This is a genomic window from Roseovarius halotolerans (assembly GCF_900172255.1).
Classification (GTDB): domain Bacteria; phylum Pseudomonadota; class Alphaproteobacteria; order Rhodobacterales; family Rhodobacteraceae; genus Roseovarius; species Roseovarius halotolerans.
This window is the reverse complement of sequence record NZ_FWFU01000002.1, coordinates 681,759-698,407: the sequence shown is the minus strand read 5'-3', so window position 1 is coordinate 698,407 and position 16,649 is coordinate 681,759. Positions and strand designations below refer to the sequence as shown.

Sequence of the window (16,649 nt, the reverse complement as noted above, 5' to 3'; positions counted from 1 at the left end):
GCCGCTATCTTGATGCGTAATCCGCCACAATGAGGTACTGAGAATGCTTGACGCAGGCACCAACGCGGCGCGCCCGGACAACGCTCCGGCCGATCATCCCGCCATCGCGGCACCCAAAACGGGTGTTCTTCTAGCCAATCTGGGAACTCCGGATCACTACAGCTATTGGCCGATGCGCCGGTACCTTAACGAATTCCTCTCGGATCGTCGCGTGATCGACTACAGCCCGTGGAAGTGGCAGCCGCTTCTCCAGCTGATCATCCTGACGAAGCGCCCCTTCACCAGTGGCGAAGCCTACAAATCCATCTGGAACGAGGAGAAAAATGAAAGCCCGCTGATGACCATCACGCGCGACCAGACAGCAAAGATGGCCGACGCGATGCGTGAACGCTATGGCGATCAGGTGATGGTGGATTTCTGCATGCGCTACGGCAACCCTTCGACCAAATCGAAGGTGCGCGAGATGGTCAAGGCAGGCTGCACGCGGATCTTGTTCTTCCCGCTCTATCCGCAATACGCGGGTGCAACCTCAGCCACCGCGAACGACCAGTTCTTTCGTGCGCTGATGGACGAACCCTGGCAGCCGATCGCACGCGTGGCAGAGCCTTATTTCGACAAGCCGGAGTATATCGAGGCACTCGCGAAATCCGTCGAGGATGCCTATGCGCAGACCAGCAACCGCCCGGATATCCTGGTGGTGTCATATCACGGGATGCCCAAGCGCTATCTGATGCAGGGCGATCCCTATCATTGCCAATGTCAGAAAACGACACGCCTGCTAAAGGAAAGGCTTGGCTGGGACGACACCCAGATCACGACAACGTTCCAGTCAGTCTTCGGCCCTGAAGAATGGCTGAAGCCCTATACAGTGGAACACGTTGCCGAGTTGGCGCGGCAGGGCAAGAAGAAGATTGCCGTCATTGCGCCCGCCTTCTCTGCCGACTGCATCGAAACACTGGAAGAGATCAACGAAGAGATCCGTGAGAGTTTCGAGGAAGCAGGCGGCGAACAATTCACCTACATTCCCTGCCTGAACGACAGCGAGGCGCATATCAAGGCGCTTGCCTCGGTGGTCGAAACCAACCTCAAGGGATGGCTTGACTGAGTCGGAGGCGCGCGACCTCGGACTCGACAAGATCAAAAACGAAAAGGCAGTGGAACATCCACTGCCTTTTCATAATTTCAACCGTGGCTGAAAAAATCAGCTGTCAGCAGCAATCGCTGCCACAACGATGGCCAGGATCGTCAGCGGAATCCAAACGCCCGCTGCGGACGAGCTTGCAGTGGTTTCCTCAACAACAACCGGTGCTTCCATGACCGGCTCTTGCATGTTGCCGGCGAAAGCGGTCGAAGCAGCAGCAGTCAATGCGGCGGCGAGAACGAGTTTCTTCATTTTATCCTCCTGATACAGGCTTGCTGCCGTTCAGTATGACAACAAGCACCCAAGACTAACCTCGTGAAATTCTCTATGCAGCAATCCAGTTGATTTGCAAATGCAACATTACCCTGCACAGAAAAAGACAAAATCCATTTCGTCAAATTAGCAACACTTGTGTGCCAATCTTCGCCATCTTGAAAAGTTCGGAAATATGTTCGTTGTAGAGTCCGATGCACCCATTCGACGAGCGCCGTCCGATTTTGCGCGTGTCGTGGGTTCCGTGTATCCGATAGTAGGTCCAGCCCAGATAAAGCGCGTGGGTACCAAGCGGGTTATCAGGGCCAGGGCCCACATATTCCGGCCACTCCGGGTTACGCTTGAGCATGGCCGGCGTCGGCCGCCAGCTTGGCCCTTCGACCTTACGCACGACACTGGTCCGGCCACGGCGCGTAAGATCCTCGGAAAGCGGCACACTCGAAGGGTAAAGCTTGTAGGTTTGACCGTCTTCGGACCAATAGTGCAAGGCGCGAGACGAAATATCTACCAGGATCGCACCGTTGTTCAGATTGGAGAAATACGGTTGCCAATCCAGCGCCCGGAAACTCGAGATATTCCGGCGGACCGCGTGCTTGACGCTTTCTTCGATTTCAACTGTTTCGTCGCCATCAAGGTTCTGCGCGAAGGCGGGCACCCCTGCTGCTGCTGCGCTTCCGGCCAAGAACATTCGGCGGTTTAGCGACTTTGCGAACTTGGAAGCCATTTCTCAACTCCGGCTTGGATTCTGTCATAGACTCAAGAATATATGGCGCGCGGGCCGCAGTCGCAATTCAAAGCGGCGCGATTTCGCAAATCGTATGGGATGTGGGTTTGAAACCCGCCGCAACCCGCGCTAGAGCTTGTGAACGGAAATTTGGCAGGATGGCAATCATGGTGCGCGTTTTTATATTGCTTCTCTCGGCACTTCTGGCGCTTTCGGCTTGTGCCGCACCGCCCCCTGAGCCGCAACTTGGCCCTGATGGCAAGCCCCTGCCCAAGGTTTATCGTATCCGTGACAACGAGACTGCGCAGATTCAGTATCGCATGCTTGATTCGGTAAATTCATTGCGTCAGGCCGCAAATCATCCGCCCGTGCAGCTCAATTCCAAGCTCACCGCGGCAGCGGCGACACATTCTCGTGATATGTCTATCCAGAACCGGCCCTGGCACTTCGGGTCGGACGGGTCTTCGCCGATCGACCGTGTGCGCCGCGTCGGGTACGAGGGCGAGCTGGTCGGCGAGAACATATCGGAGACTTACGAGACCGAACTGGAAACTCTCGCCGCGTGGATGGAGGAATCCACGACTCGGGATGTCATCCTTGCGCCCGATGCCAGAGATATGGGCTTTTCCTGGCTACAGGAAGACAGCGGCAAGATCTGGTGGACCCTCGTTCTGGGCAAGTGATCCTGCCCGTCAGGGATAGATCGAGATCATCGTCCCGTCGCGAACCATCGCATAGATATCCTCCATCTCGTGATCCTTGACCGAGATACAGCCGGCGGTCCAGTCGCGCTGCCTATTGCGCGAATCCTGCGGACCCCCATGAATGAAGATGTCTCCGCCCGGGCTCATTCCGACGGAAGCGGCTCGCGATACATCCATCTCGTTGGGGTAGGAAATCCCCAATGACAGATGGTAGCTGCTGTTGGGGTTGCGACGGTCTATGACATAGTCGCCCTCGGGTGTTCGCCCGTCGCCTTCGACTTCCTTGTGACCATCCGGGGCGAAACCGAGATCGATGTCATAGGCCTCGAGCACCTTTTCGTGGTGCAGCAGATACATCCTGCGGTCGCCCTTGTTTACAATGACCCGTGTCACCTCGGGTCCGTTGTAGGTCTTGAATTTGGACGCGCTGCAACTGGCCAATGCTGCCAACAAAAGCCCGCCAGCAATCAAACGGATCACATTCATTTTCTTGTTTCGCCTGTCTTGTCTGCTCGCCGCCGATTTTACCGCATCTGTCGATTTTTCAAAGCAACGTTTTGATGTCTGGCACATCAGCGCCGAAATGCGGCGACAAGCTCGACATGTGCGGACCAGCGGAACTGATCGACTACCCGGACGGCATCCAGCTGATAGCCGCTTTCGACAAGTGTTCTGGCATCCCGCGCGAAGCTGGCGGGGTTACACGACACGTAGGCGATTGTCGGCACCGATGCGGCGCACAGCTCGGCGACCTGCGCCTGCGCGCCTGCGCGGGGCGGGTCGATCACGACAGCGTCGAACCGGGCAAGCTCGTCCGGCAGCAACGGCCTGCGGAAAAGATCGCGTGCTTCATGGGTGACCGCCTTCAGCCCTTCGCTTTTGCGCCAACCCCTGTCGAGCGCCTCAATCATCGCCTTCTCGCCCTCGACAGCATGCACCGCGGCGTGGCGAGCGAGGGGCAACGCGAAGGTTCCACATCCTGAAAACAGATCCGCCACCTTTGTGGCCGTGCCGACGATAGCGACTACGTCCTGTCGCAAGGCGTCTTCGCCCTCCTGCGTGGCCTGAAGAAACGCGCCAGCCGGCGGCACAACCGCCACCCCGTCGAAACGCTGCTCCGGTGGCAGGCGGGTCGCTATAACCTCATCCTCCCATGACAGCCGCGCCAGATCCTGTTGCCCGGCCAGTGCCGCCAACTCTAGGCGCAATGGTCCGTCCAGCGGCTTGCCGCCCGAGATCGATATGTCCAAACCGTTCAGCGACGTCGTGGCCGCGACCGAAAGGCTATGCTTGCGACTGGCGCCTGCACAAGCAAGCATCTCTGCCACCGGCAGGGCCCGCATCAGATCCGGGTGCAGTAGTTGGCATTCCGGTATTTCGACGATCACATCCGAACCGCGCATGTGAAATCCAGCCATCGCGCCCTTTTTGGTGCGCCGCGCGGAAAACGTGGCGCGCCGACGCGAGCGCGGCGGCGAAACGGCAATCGGAAGAAACTCGGCCGTAAGGTCGTTCGCGGACAGTGCAACCCTCACGACGTCCTGTTTCCACGCAGCCAGAAAATCATCCGAAGCGTGCTGCAACTGGCAGCCGCCACAGGACTTGAAATGCCGACAGGGCGGCGCGACGCGATCAGGGGAAGGCTCGATAATGCGGATATCACTCAAGCGGTCATCGTCGCCCTCTGCCTCGATCACTTCTCCGGGCAAGGTCAGCGGTGCATAGACCGGTCCGTCGCCGATCCCGTCGCCATGATGCCCCAGCCGATTGATCTGAATGCGTTTCATCTCGCCACCTTATCCTGCAAGCAACTCATCGCGGGACAGGCGAAAGCCCGAGTCGATCCAGCGCCGCTCAAGCTCTGCCAGCCGCATCCCGAGCGCTGGCCCGCTATAGGCGGGCATCAGGTCATGCGGCGTGACCGGCAAAGTTGCTTTTGCCGCGTGGGCAACGCGGGCGCAAAGGGCGGGATCAAAGGGAACCTCCAGCAAGGCAGAGCGCAGAAGCAGGACATCCACACCAGTTTCGGCCCCGTGACGATAGCCAAGCTCGTCGGCGCTCGTGATGCTTGACGCTTCCCTCCGCAGCAGGGCCAGACGCTTGGACTGCGCCTTGCTCAGACGCAGGCGGTCGGCCACGCCATCCCCACCAAGCGCCGCCAGGCGGCGTATCGGCTCGGGTGTGATACCAGCCTGTTGCTCATGATGTACAAGCGGCGCCACCCCCCTGTCATCCGACCCCGGCAAAACCGCCACAAGCACACCGCACGCACGCATCGCCGCCACTGAAGGTGCCGGGTCGGGCGCGCTCAGCAACTTTACGATCTCGGCGCCGACCCGTTCGCGCGATAGGTCCGACAGTCGGTCGGCATGCGTCGCCACTGCCGCCAGCCCCTCGAGGTCGAGCCCCGCCACCGGATCGCCATACCAGGCGTGAAACCGAAAGAACCGGAGGATCCTGAGGTAATCCTCGCGAATGCGCTGCTCGGGATCGTCGATGAACCTGACATGACGCGCCTGCAGGTCCCTCAACCCATTCAGTGGGTCGATCACCGTGCCGTCAGGGCGCGCATAGAGCGCATTCATCGTGAAATCGCGGCGTCGCGCATCCTCGGCAACATCCTCGGAATAGGCCACGACAGCATGCCGTCCGAAGGTTTCGACATCCCGGCGAAACGTGGTCACCTCATGCGGAACATGATCCGAAACCACCGTGACCGTGCCATGCTCCAGACCGGTCGGAACAGGTTTCAACCCCGCGGCCTCGGCAAGGGAAATGACCGTTTCGGGATGGGCATCCGTGGCGATGTCGATATCGTTGACCGATGCGCCCAGGATGGCGTTGCGCACACAGCCGCCGACGAACAAGGCTTGATAACCACCTTGCTCGATCATCCGGCACACCGCCTGCGTGGCGGGTCGTTCAATCCAGTCGCCGGTCAGCTTCATCTTGCCTCCGCCGCATCGGCCATCACGCGCAAGATGCGCGCGGTTGCCCCCCAGATGTAATAGGGACCGAAGGGAACCGTATAGTATTTTCGCCAGCTTCCCCGCCAGCGCCGCGCCTGAACGCTGAACTGTGCGCGGTCCAGGAGATGCATCAATGGAACCTCGAAGACCTCGTCGACCTCGCCCGGCTCAGGCCGGACTTCGAACGGTGCCCGGACACGCGCCACCACTGGTGTGACCATGAAACCCGTGACCGTTTCATGTGCGGGCATCATGCCCAGAACCTCGACATTGCCGGGGTCCAGCCCGATTTCCTCATGCGCTTCGCGCAGCGCGGCCGCGATGACATCCTTGTCGGTGTCGTCCTGCTTGCCGCCGGGAAAGGCGATCTGGCCGGGATGATGCCTTAGCGCCGAAGATCTCTTGGTCAGGAACAGCTGCGCCCCTTCTCCCTCAAACAGGATCGGCACCAGAACGCCCGCCGGCCGCAGCTTGCGGTCCGGCGGCAGCTTGGTGTCGGGGTTGAGATCATAATCCGACGACGCGGTGCTGGCACGCTCAAGCGCCTTGGAAACCAACCTCAGCGGATCACGCATCGTCACCCGGCGCCTGCTCGGACTCGAATCCCAAGGTCTTGGGGTCCAGCCGGTAATGCGCGCCGCAAAACTGGCAATCAGCGGTCACGATCCCCTCGTCAGTGGTCATCCGGGCGATATCCTTGGCCGAATAGATCGAGAGGCTGTTTCGCACACGTTCTTCGGAACAGGTGCAGCCAAATCGCACCGCCTGAAGATCGAAGACCCGAGGCATCTCCTCGTGAAAGAGGCGCACCAGAAGGTCAGTGGGCGCGACCGAGGGGCCGATCAGTTCCAGATCGTCAACGGTGTCCAGAAGCATGTTGACGCGATCCCAGTTCTCTTCGTCATCCTCGTCTACGATGTCCGCCATCCCAGACACGCCGTTCTCGCCGGTGTCGTCCTGTACATGATACGGCGACATCTGCGGCATGTGTTGAAGCATGACGCCCCCCGCGCGCCAATGTTCGGCGCTGTCGGTCTCGGTCGACTTGCCGAACGAAAGGGCGAACCGGGTCGGCAGCTGCTCGGACTGATCAAAGTAGGACTCGGCACAGGCGCTCAGTCCACCCTCCGCGAGTGCGGTGATTCCCTGGTAAGGTTCCGAGCCCTTGCCCTGATCGATGAGCACGGCGAAATATCCCTCGCCGATATGCGAATAAGGCGTGCTGTCGGTGATGCGATCACGGTCGAAGCTGGCATAAGCCCGAATCCTGGCGGGTTCGCCTTCGACCTCGGGAGCGAAATAATCGGTGGCGATCATGCGAACCGGCCCCTTGGATTGCACCTGAAGGGACAACTTCCATCGCAGCTTGATCGTCTGGCCGATCAGCGCGGTCAACAGAGCCATCTCTGCAACCAGCGCCTCGACCGGGGCGGGATAATCGTGCTGCTTCAGGATTCCGTCGAGAACCCCGTCAAGGCGCGCGACACGCCCTCGAATGTCCGCATTGTCCAATTGGAACGGCAGGATCGTATCGTCCCACGCGATTTTCTGTCCAAGTGTCATGGAATTTCCTTGTGTGCCGAAGTTGGCATATCGCGTCTATATAGGCAGGGCAACACGCCGTCCAAGGGCGCGGCACGCAAGCGTGACTGCAATCGCCGCGCTCAGAGCCCCGCCACTGGCGGTTTGAATTCCAGGAGAACCGCCGAGACGTCGTCTTGGAAATCATCGGCGCCCGAGAACTCCGTCAGCTTCCAGATCAGCGATTCCAGCAAGGCCGGCCCGTGCGAGTGTCGCATGTCGCGCAGGATGGCTTCCAGCCCGTCATCCCCAAGAAGCCTCCCTTGTGCATCGGAGCATTCCACGATTCCATCCGAATGGATCAACAGTCTTTCGCCCGGCGCCATATGGAATTTCACCTGGTCGTACTCCGCATCGGGCAACAAGCCGACAGGAAGCCCGCCGCATCCCACCAGACATACCGCCCCATTGCGCCGCTGCACGGCAGGGTGCGGATGGCCAGCCTGTGCAAGGATCACTTCGCCACGGGCAAGGTCGACATCCGCCAGGACCATCGTGAAGTAATGCTCGGTGTCCATTTCATCCAGGATCAGCCGGTTCAGTGCCACAATCGTTTCAGCGGGTGGGCGCATTTGATAACTGCCCCCCCTGGTGCGGAAGAGGGCAATGTTCTGATCGGGCGCCGAGGCCGAGAGATACCCGGCGAGGCGCGCTGTCATCAGGGCTGAGCTTATGCCATGCCCCGACACATCGATCCCATAGAGACCGATTCTGGATTCCCCGACGGGAAACATCCCCACAAGGTCGCCACCCACATGCCCGCTGGAACGCAGGAGAAGCGAGACATCGGCCACACCAAGGTCGCGATACCTGTCACTGACAAGCGATTGCTGCAGCTTGCGGGCCTCGATCAGGTCACTGTCGAGGGAGTCATAGAGCTTCTGCAGCTCCTCCAGGGTCGAGGCGATCAGACGGTTCTTGTCGATCAGCTCCCGTTCCATGCGGAGGATTCGATCTCCGGCAGCGATCCGCGCCCGCAGTTCGGCGGCGTTGACGGGCTTGGTCAGGAAATCATCGGCGCCCGCGTCAAGCCCGCGCGCGATTTCCTCCTTTTCACTCTTTGAAGTCAGAAGAATGAAGTACCCGTAATCCTCGCGCGGAAGACCGCGAAATTCCCGGCAGAATTCAAGCCCGGTCATGCCCGGCATCATCCAGTCGCTCAGGACAAGGTCAGGTGGCTCCAGGCGGCAAATTTCAAGGGCTTCTGCGGCGGAATCCGCCTCTCTCACGCTGAAACCCCAGCGTCTGATGGAGGCGCTGACGATCTTGCGCTGGACGCGACTGTCATCGACGACGAGAATCCGGCGGATGGCCTGCCCGCCGGATTGGAGTTCTTCGATCGTTTCGACGGATTCGCCCAATTGTGCCACCTTTTTGCCTTTGCAATCCTCGGTAGCGCATTGTGCTTTAACGCGGTGTGAATGCTAAAATTGCAGTCTTCTTTCCGCTCGCTTTTGCGATGCATTAACGGGTTCGCCTGCATTCTCGACCTGCCCGGAGAGGGGATGACATCATGATCGATTGGAACAGAATCAGTGAACTGCAGGCCGATATCGGCGCCGATGAGTTCGACGAGATCGTCGGCCTGTTCCTTGAGGAGGTCGAGACCGAGATCGACGACCTGCGCAGCGGCGCGGCCCGCGACAACCTCGAGGCGCAATTGCATTTTCTGAAAGGCAGCGCCCTTAATCTCGGGTTCTCGGATTTTGCGGGCCTGTGTCAGTCGGGCGAGACCGCGGCAGCACAAGGCTGCGCGGACCAGGTCGATCTGAACGCTATCGTCGCAAGTTACGAACAATCCCGCGTGGTCTTCGCCGCCGGATGCAAGACGCCGATCAAGACGGTTTAGATCAGGAACTCTGCCAAGACCTGATCGTCGGTAATGTCGCGATACTCGAAGCCCGCAGCCTCAAGCTTGCGCTGGATGTGCGCGAAGTTCTCGGGCTGCGTGGTTTCGATACCGATCAGGACCGAACCGAAATTTCGCGCTGATTTCTTGAGGTATTCAAAACGCGCGATATCGTCTTGCGGCCCCAGGATCGTCAGGAAATCCCTCAGCGCCCCTGGCCGCTGCGGCATCCGCAGGATGAAGTACTTCTTGACCCCTGAATAGCGTTGCGCGCGTTCTTTCACTTCGGGCAGGCGCTCGAAATCAAAATTGCCGCCCGAGGTTACGCAAACCACGGTCTCACCGCGGATGACATCGGCAAGATCCTTGAGCACATCCACGGCCAGCGCGCCCGCGGGCTCAAGAACGATCCCCTCGATATTGAGCATCTCGAGCATGGTCGTGCAAAGCCGGTCTTCGCTGACGGTCAGAACATCCTGCGGATCTATCCCGGATAGGCGGGCAAAGGTCTTTTCCCCGATCTGCGCGACGGCGGCGCCATCGGCGAAACTGTCCACATGACCAAGCCGCGTTGGCTGCCCGGCGCGAAGGGCGGCCCCAAGACAGGCGCCGCCCGATGGCTCGACCAGTGTCAGCGCGGCGCGGTGACCGATGTAGCTGCGCACACCGGCCGAAAGTCCGCCGCCGCCAACCGGCATGATGATGCGATCGGGCATGACCTCCGACTGTGCCTCGATCTCGACCCCGACCGAAGCCTGACCCTCAATGACGTCCTCGTCGTCGAAGGGTGACAGGAAATGTCCCTTTATTTCAGCGCAATAGGCCTGCGCGGCGGCCAATGTATCGTCGAAGTAGTCGCCGGTCAGCCGGATCGTCACCGCGTCTCCGCCGAATTTCTCGGTCTTGCCGACCTTCTGCTGGGGCGTTGTGACGGGCATGAAAATTACGCCCTTCACTCCGAAGTGCCGACACATGAAGGCGACACCCTGCGCATGATTTCCAGCGCTTGCACAGACGAATTGCGAGACCTCGGAATCCTGAGCCAGGCATTTGCGCATTGCGTTGAAGGCACCGCGCAGTTTGTAGGAACGCACCGGCGAGAGGTCTTCGCGCTTGAGCAGGATGTTGGCACCGTAACGCTCGGACAGGTGATCGTTGCGCTGAAGGGGCGTGGGCTCGAACACGTCGCGCATCGCGGTTTCGGCGGCTTGGGCAAGGGTGCGGAAATCTGTCATGGTCCTTGCTTGGCGCAATGTTTGCGCGCTGGCAAGGGTGGGGCGCAAAGCATACAAGGGAATACCGGAGAGCGGGGGCGGCATCTTGCCCCTGCGGGCAAAACCGGCTAAGCGCCGAGCGCATATTTGACGGAAGGAAAAGCGATGTCCGCGCCCAAGAAAGTCGTGCTGGCCTATTCCGGGGGGCTTGATACCTCGATCATCCTGAAATGGCTGCAAAGCGAATATGGTTGCGAGGTGGTGACCTTTACCGCCGATCTGGGCCAGGGAGAAGAACTTGAGCCGGCGCGCCAGAAGGCGGAACTTCTTGGAATCAAACCGGAAAACATCTTTATCGAAGATGTCCGTGAAGAGTTCGTGCGCGATTTCGTCTTTCCGATGTTCCGCGCGAATGCGGTCTATGAGGGGCAGTATCTGCTGGGCACCTCGATCGCCAGGCCCTTGATTTCAAAGCGTCTTGTGGAGATTGCCGAGGAAACCGGCGCGGATGCGGTGGCGCATGGGGCGACGGGCAAGGGCAACGACCAGGTGCGGTTTGAACTGGCGGCCTATGCGCTCAATCCTGACATCAAGGTGATCGCCCCCTGGCGTGAATGGGATCTGACCAGCCGCAGCAAACTTCTTGATTTTGCTGAGAAAAACCAGATCCCCATCGCCAAGGACAAGCGCGGCGAGGCACCGTTCTCGGTGGATGCGAACCTGTTGCACACGTCGAGCGAAGGCAAGGTGCTGGAGGACCCGGCGGTGGAAGCGCCGGACTATGTTTATCAGCGCACTGTGCACCCCGAAGATGCGCCGGATACGCCGGAATTCATCGAGATCGGGTTCGAGAAAGGCGACGCGGTCAGCATCAATGGCGAGGCGATGAGCCCTGCTAACATATTGACAAAGCTCAACGAATTGGGCGGCAAGCACGGGATCGGGCGGCTTGACCTGGTCGAGGGCCGCTTTGTGGGCATGAAGTCTCGCGGGATCTATGAGACTCCGGGCGGCACGGTGTTGCTGGAGGCGCATCGGGGGATCGAGCAGATCACGCTGGACCGGGGCGCGGCGCACCTGAAGGACGAGCTGATGCCGCGCTATGCGGAGCTGATCTATAACGGGTTCTGGTACAGCCCCGAACGCGAGATGTTGCAGGCCGCCATCGACAAATCACAACATCATGTGACCGGGACGGTGCGTCTGAAGCTCTACAAAGGCCTGGCGCGGACGGTCGGGCGCTGGTCGGAGCACAGCCTTTATTCCGAGGCGCATGTGACCTTCGAGGATGATGCGGGCGCCTATGATCAGAAGGACGCGGCGGGGTTCATCCAGCTGAACGCGCTGCGGCTGAAACTTCTGGCTGCGAGAGACCGCCGCCTGAAGGGCTGAACACCGTACAAAACAGACGTTTTGTACGCCGCTTTTGTACGACCTTCGGCCAGCGCGCCGAAGGTTTCGTACAGAATGCGAAATACGGCTCAGATGGCGACGGCGCTAAGGGCTTCGTAGGCGGGCATCGCATCGCGCGCGAGCGTGGCCGCCGACCCCTCGAGATCGGGAAGCGGACCTTCGGCGGGGGCAAAGCCGGTCGAGCGGTGAACCGCGCCATACCAATGCGCGGCCCAGACCCCGTCCGAAGCGTGGCCACCGGCGGGCCATGAAAGCATCGCCTCATCCCACTCCAACCCGATCGAATCGCAAAGGCGGCGCAGCATGGTTTCCGGGTCGCGCCGGATATCGGATGAATCGATCACCACGGGGGCAGCGCCTGCCGAGGTAAGCGTTTGGTAAAGTTCGTGCTGTTGGATGAACCCGATCTCGGCAAGGGTCGGGTTTTCATATTTCGCCGAGAAACTGGCGGCGACACGCGCGGGGTGACGAATGAGAAACACGTTGACGACATCTGACATCCAGTCACGCGGGATGCCGGGGATCATGTGCTGTGTCATGTGCTTTTGGTAGAAATGCGCCTTGCCGCCCGGCACCGGCCCCAAAAGCTGTGCAGCGACAACATCCGGATCGGTGGGCTGGGATGCGATGATCTGGTCCCGCATCGGGTGGTTGAGGCCGGTTTTCGCGAGATAGGCGGCGTAGAAGGGCTCATCCGTCACGGCACAGTCGGCGCGCGCACCGAACGCATACATCATGGCCGTCGAAAGGTTGCGCGGCCCGGACCACATCGCGATCCGCATCAGGCCGTTTCCCGCTGGATCAGAGCCTTATACAGGCCTTGCAGACGTTTCGTCACCGGCCCCAGCGCGCCATCGCCGATCTGTCGTCCGTCGATCTGGCCGACAGGGGTCTGCGCGCCGAATGTGCCTGTCAGAAAGGCCTCGTCTGCGCCGTAGGTATCGACCAGCGAGAAATTGCGCTCGTAGACCGGGATGTCATTTTCGCGGCACAGGTCGATCACCTTTTGCCGGGTGATGCCGTTCATGCAGTAGTCACCGGTGCTGGTCCAGACTTCGCCCTTGCGCACGATGAAGAAGTTGCAGGCGTTGGTCGTGTTCACGAAGCCATGCACATCAAGCATCAGCCCCTCGTCAGCGCCGGCCTTTTCGGCGGCGATGCAGGCCAGGATGCAATTGAGCTTGGAATGGGAATTGAGCTTGGGATCCTGCGTCATGGGCAGCCCGCGGATATGGGGCACGGTCGCGAGGTGGATCGGCCGCGCGATGCTGGGCCTCGAATGTTCCATGATGATGGCGATGGTCGGTCCCTGCTGGCTGAGCGAAGGGTGCTGGAATGGCCGGGTCTTGGGGCCGCGCGTCACCATCAGGCGGGCATGGGCGTCGGTTTCCATGTTATTGGCTTTTTGTGTCTCTATCACGGCCTGAAACACCTGATCGCGGGTCATGCCGATATCGAGATCAATGGCTTTTGCGGCCTCGAAAAGCCGATCCAGATGCTCGTCGATGAAGGCCCAATTGCCGTTATAGAGGCGAAGCCCCTCCCATACACCATCGCCCAGCATGAAACCGCTGTCATAAACGCTGACGACGGCCTCGTGACGGGGAACGATACGACCATTCAGCCAGATCCCGATCTTTTCATTACGGGCGTCTTCTTCGGCCTGATGGGTTGTCTGATGGTCGGTCATGGCGCTCTCTCTCCTGCGGTTTTGCGGCGACGCTAAGGGGCGCGTGCGCCGCTTCCAAGGGTAAAATGGCGATCACCAAGGCGTGAGGACACGGGGGCGTGAATTGGCGCGGGCGCTGGCATGGGTCAGATTGGGGTCAAATGGAGGGCACCATCATGGGAAACCGCACAAGAACCATAAAGGCCGGGCTGCTGGCGATGCTGATCGTGATCGGCCTTGGCATCGAGCATGGCAAGGCGCGCGCCGCCGAAACCCAGGTCCTGACCGTGGCCGGGGGGTGCTTTTGGTGTGTGGAAGCCGATTTCGAGAAGGTCGAGGGCGTGATCGAGGCCGTGTCGGGCTATACCGGCGGCAATGTGAAGAACCCGACCTACAAGGAGGTCACGCGCGGCGGCACCGGGCATTACGAGGCGGTCGAGATCCGGTTCAACCCGGACAAGGTATCGGCACGCCAGCTGTATGACCTGTTCTTCCGCTCGGTCGACCCGCTGGATGCGGGCGGGCAATTCTGTGACCGGGGAGACAGCTATCGCACGGCGATTTTCGTCTCTGATGCAGCGCAAAAGCAGGCTGCCGAGGCCGCCAAGGCGGACGCGGAAAAGGAGCTTGGCAAGCGCGTCGTGACCCCGATCCTGAATGCCGGGCCGTTTTACGAGGCCGAGGATTATCACCAGGATTATTACAAGGGTGACAAGCTGATCCTGACGCGGTTCGGCCCGAAATCCCAGGCGTCGGCTTACAAGCGCTATCGCGAGGCCTGTCAGCGCGACGCACGGGTGCGCGACCTGTGGGGACAGGATGCGCCCTTCGTGAACTGATCGGTTCCGTCAGCCGACCTTGCAGGCCGCCAGCACCGCCATGTTGAGGATGTCGCTGGCGGTCGCGGTGGTCGAGCAGATCTGAATCGAGTTGTCGAGCCCGGCGAGAATCGGGCCGATCACCGTGGCGCCGGCCATTTCCTGCATCAGCTTGACCGAGATCGAGGCCGAGTGCCGCGCTGGAACCACGAGGATATTCGCGGGGCCTGTGAGGCGCTGGAACGGGTAGGCATCCTGCGCCAGCGTGTTGAGCGCCACGTCGACGGTCATTTCGCCCTCGTATTCAAACGTCACGCCACGGCGCGCCAGAACGCCGGGCGCGAGGTGCATTTTCTCGGCGCGTTCGGATTTCGGATAGCCGAAGGTCGAGAAGCTGACGAAGGCGACGCGCGGCTCAAGGCCGAGGTGGCTGGCGACATCGGCGGCACGGGTGGCGATATTGGCGAGGTCATGCTCGTCGGGCCATTCATGCACCAGCGTGTCGGCGATCAGGACGATCCGCCCCTTATGCAAGAGCGCCGTGACCCCGGCGACGCCATGTTCGGCATCGGCGTCGAAAACGTGGTTGATCCGCTCCATCACATGGGCGGATTTGCGGGTGGCGCCGGTGACAAGCCCGTCGCCATGCCCATGCGCCAACATCAGCGCGGAATAGACATGCCGGTCACGCGCGGCCATGCGGTGAATGTCCTGACGGTCATGGCCCTTGCGTTGCAGGCGGGCATAGAGAAATTCCTTGTAGTCCTCGAGGCGGTCGCTTTTGGCGGCGTTGGTGACTTCGATCTCGCGGACGGCATCGCCGAGGCCTGCGGCCTCGAGCTTGGCTTTCACGTCGTCGTCGCGGCCCACCACAATCGCCTTGCCAAGGCCCGAGCGCTGATACTGCACGGCGGCGCGCAGCACGCGGGGGTCGTCGCCCTCGGCAAAGATCATCCGGGCCTGGGCGTTGCGGGCGCGGGCATTGATCGAGCGCAGGATGCTGGCGGTCGGGTCGAGACGGGCCTTGAGCGATTGCTCATAGGCTTCCATGTCGACGATGGGACGGCGGGCGGCGCCGGTGTCCATGCAGGCGCGCGCCACGGCGGGCGGCACGGTGTGAATGAGGCGCGGATCGAAGGGCGTCGGGATGATGTAATCGCGCCCGAAGGCCAGCTTGCGGCCATAGGCCATCGCGACCTCGTCGGGCACATCTGCGCGCGCAAGGCTGGCGAGGGCCTCGGCGCAGGCGATCTTCATCTCGTCGTTGATGGCGCGGGCGTGGACATCGAGCGCGCCGCGGAAGAGATAGGGAAAGCCCAGCACGTTGTTGACCTGGTTGGGGTAATCCGAGCGGCCGGTGGCGACGATCGCGTCGACGCGGACCTCGTGGGCCTCTTCGGGAGTGATTTCGGGGTCGGGATTGGCCATCGCGAAGATCACGGGATTATCGGCCATGCTGGCGACCATGTCCTGGGTCACGGCGCCCTTCACCGAAACGCCGATGAACACATCGGCATCCTTCATCGCCTCTTCGAGGGTGCGCAGGTCGGTCTTGACGGCATGGGCCGATTTCCACTGGTTCATGCCATCGGTGCGGCCCTGGTAGATGACGCCCTTGGTGTCACAGGCGATGCAGTTCTCGGGGCGCGCGCCCATGGATTTCAGGAGTTCGATACAGGCGATGCCCGCCGCGCCCGCGCCGTTGAGGACGATGCGGCAATCCGCCAGTTTCTTGCCCGAGATATGCAGCGCGTTGATCAGGCCGGCGGCGCAGATGACCGCCGTTCCGTGTTGGTCGTCGTGAAAGACGGGGATGTCCATCTGTTCCTTGAGCGTCTGCTCGATGATGAAACATTCGGGCGCCTTGATGTCTTCGAGGTTGATGCCGCCGAAGGTGGGCCCCATCAGGCGCACGGCCTTGATGAATTCGTCGGGGTCCTCGGTGTCGAGCTCGATGTCGATCGAGTTCACATCGGCGAAGCGCTTGAAGAGGACGGCCTTACCCTCCATCACGGGCTTGGAGCCCAGCGCGCCAAGATTGCCAAGGCCCAGAACCGCGGTGCCGTTCGAGATCACCGCGACGAGGTTGCCCTTGTTGGTGTAATCATAGGCCAGTTCGGGATTGGCGGCGATTTCCTCGCAGGGGACAGCGACGCCGGGGGAATAGGCCAGCGACAGATCCCGCTGCGTGGTCATGGGCACGGTGGCCTGGATCTCGAACTTGCCGGGCGAGGGTTCGAGGTGGAAGGTCAGTGCCTCTTCGCGGGTGAATCTGGGTCTGGACATGGGGCGGC

The 16,649-nt window shown here is 60.8% G+C and carries 17 protein-coding genes; 5 read left to right on the top strand and 12 right to left on the bottom strand.

Going from position 1 to position 16,649, the window contains the following annotated elements; genetic code table 11:
• Positions 1 to 43 precede the first annotated feature (43 nt).
• A complete protein-coding gene (gene hemH / locus ROH8110_RS10420; protein ID WP_085817670.1) occupies positions 44 to 1,105 on the top strand; it encodes a ferrochelatase in 1,062 nt (353 codons plus the stop codon).
• A 96-nt stretch (positions 1,106 to 1,201) separates the two neighbouring features.
• Here hemH and ROH8110_RS10415 read toward each other — a convergent pair whose 3' ends face one another.
• Both ROH8110_RS10415 and ROH8110_RS10410 read right to left on the bottom strand, forming a co-directional pair.
• The gene (locus ROH8110_RS10415) at positions 1,202 to 1,393 is read right to left on the bottom strand and encodes a hypothetical protein (protein WP_085817669.1); all 192 of its coding nucleotides are present in this window, start codon (positions 1,391 to 1,393) and stop codon (positions 1,202 to 1,204) included.
• A gap of 142 nt (positions 1,394 to 1,535) precedes the next feature.
• Positions 1,536 to 2,138, bottom strand: a complete 603-nt coding sequence (locus tag ROH8110_RS10410) for a L,D-transpeptidase (RefSeq protein WP_085817668.1) — start codon at positions 2,136 to 2,138, stop codon at positions 1,536 to 1,538.
• 167 nt (positions 2,139 to 2,305) lie between these two features.
• Between ROH8110_RS10410 and dalA the strand changes: the two genes are divergently transcribed.
• Entirely contained in the window at positions 2,306 to 2,821 is a 516-nt protein-coding gene (gene dalA, locus ROH8110_RS10405) for a divisome-associated lipoprotein DalA (RefSeq protein ID WP_085817849.1), read from the top strand.
• Between the two features lie 9 nt (positions 2,822 to 2,830).
• Here the strand turns inward: dalA and ROH8110_RS10400 are convergent, their stop codons facing one another.
• From ROH8110_RS10400 to ROH8110_RS10375, 6 genes are all read right to left on the bottom strand, one after another.
• The gene (locus ROH8110_RS10400; protein ID WP_085817667.1) at positions 2,831 to 3,328 is read right to left on the bottom strand and encodes a L,D-transpeptidase family protein; all 498 of its coding nucleotides are present in this window, start codon (positions 3,326 to 3,328) and stop codon (positions 2,831 to 2,833) included.
• A gap of 86 nt (positions 3,329 to 3,414) precedes the next feature.
• Positions 3,415 to 4,629, bottom strand: a complete 1,215-nt coding sequence (locus ROH8110_RS10395; RefSeq protein ID WP_085817666.1) for a class I SAM-dependent RNA methyltransferase — start codon at positions 4,627 to 4,629, stop codon at positions 3,415 to 3,417.
• Positions 4,630 to 4,638: 9 nt separating this feature from the next.
• Positions 4,639 to 5,790 carry a CCA tRNA nucleotidyltransferase gene (locus ROH8110_RS10390; protein WP_085817665.1) on the bottom strand — a complete coding sequence of 384 codons (1,152 nt, stop codon included), beginning with the start codon at positions 5,788 to 5,790 and terminating at the stop codon, positions 4,639 to 4,641.
• Positions 5,787 to 6,386: a CoA pyrophosphatase gene (locus tag ROH8110_RS10385; RefSeq protein WP_085817664.1), complete on the bottom strand. Its 600-nt coding sequence runs from the start codon at positions 6,384 to 6,386 to the stop codon at positions 5,787 to 5,789. Before ROH8110_RS10385 ends, ROH8110_RS10390 begins: the two co-directional genes overlap by 4 nt.
• Positions 6,379 to 7,374, bottom strand: a complete 996-nt coding sequence (gene hslO, locus ROH8110_RS10380) for an Hsp33 family molecular chaperone HslO (protein ID WP_085817663.1) — start codon at positions 7,372 to 7,374, stop codon at positions 6,379 to 6,381. The genes ROH8110_RS10385 and hslO overlap by 8 nt, the downstream gene beginning before the upstream one ends.
• A gap of 101 nt (positions 7,375 to 7,475) precedes the next feature.
• On the bottom strand, positions 7,476 to 8,753 hold the full coding sequence (locus ROH8110_RS10375; RefSeq protein WP_245962832.1) for a PP2C family protein-serine/threonine phosphatase: 1,278 nt from the start codon (positions 8,751 to 8,753) through the stop codon (positions 7,476 to 7,478).
• 152 nt (positions 8,754 to 8,905) lie between these two features.
• Between ROH8110_RS10375 and ROH8110_RS10370 the strand changes: the two genes are divergently transcribed.
• Positions 8,906 to 9,241: an Hpt domain-containing protein gene (locus ROH8110_RS10370; RefSeq protein ID WP_085817662.1), complete on the top strand. Its 336-nt coding sequence runs from the start codon at positions 8,906 to 8,908 to the stop codon at positions 9,239 to 9,241.
• Here the strand turns inward: ROH8110_RS10370 and ilvA are convergent.
• Positions 9,238 to 10,476, bottom strand: a complete 1,239-nt coding sequence (gene ilvA, locus ROH8110_RS10365; RefSeq protein ID WP_085817661.1) for a threonine ammonia-lyase IlvA — start codon at positions 10,474 to 10,476, stop codon at positions 9,238 to 9,240. The genes ROH8110_RS10370 and ilvA overlap by 4 nt on opposite strands.
• Positions 10,477 to 10,620: 144 nt before the next feature.
• Between ilvA and ROH8110_RS10360 the strand changes: the two genes are divergently transcribed.
• Positions 10,621 to 11,847, top strand: a complete 1,227-nt coding sequence (locus ROH8110_RS10360) for an argininosuccinate synthase (RefSeq protein ID WP_085817660.1) — start codon at positions 10,621 to 10,623, stop codon at positions 11,845 to 11,847.
• Between the two features lie 89 nt (positions 11,848 to 11,936).
• Here ROH8110_RS10360 and ROH8110_RS10355 read toward each other — a convergent pair whose 3' ends face one another.
• Both ROH8110_RS10355 and ROH8110_RS10350 read right to left on the bottom strand, forming a co-directional pair.
• On the bottom strand, positions 11,937 to 12,650 hold the full coding sequence (locus tag ROH8110_RS10355; protein ID WP_085817659.1) for a sulfotransferase-like domain-containing protein: 714 nt from the start codon (positions 12,648 to 12,650) through the stop codon (positions 11,937 to 11,939).
• On the bottom strand, positions 12,650 to 13,558 hold the full coding sequence (locus tag ROH8110_RS10350) for a D-amino acid aminotransferase (protein ID WP_085817658.1): 909 nt from the start codon (positions 13,556 to 13,558) through the stop codon (positions 12,650 to 12,652). The genes ROH8110_RS10355 and ROH8110_RS10350 overlap by 1 nt, the downstream gene beginning before the upstream one ends.
• 155 nt (positions 13,559 to 13,713) lie before the next feature.
• On the opposite strand from ROH8110_RS10350, the gene msrA reads away from it, so the two are divergent.
• The gene (gene msrA, locus ROH8110_RS10345) at positions 13,714 to 14,376 is read left to right on the top strand and encodes a peptide-methionine (S)-S-oxide reductase MsrA (RefSeq protein WP_085817847.1); all 663 of its coding nucleotides are present in this window, start codon (positions 13,714 to 13,716) and stop codon (positions 14,374 to 14,376) included.
• Positions 14,377 to 14,385: 9 nt separating this feature from the next.
• Here msrA and ROH8110_RS10340 read toward each other — a convergent pair whose 3' ends face one another.
• Positions 14,386 to 16,641: an NADP-dependent malic enzyme gene (locus ROH8110_RS10340; RefSeq protein ID WP_085817657.1), complete on the bottom strand. Its 2,256-nt coding sequence runs from the start codon at positions 16,639 to 16,641 to the stop codon at positions 14,386 to 14,388.
• Between the last annotated feature and the right edge of the window lie 8 nt (positions 16,642 to 16,649).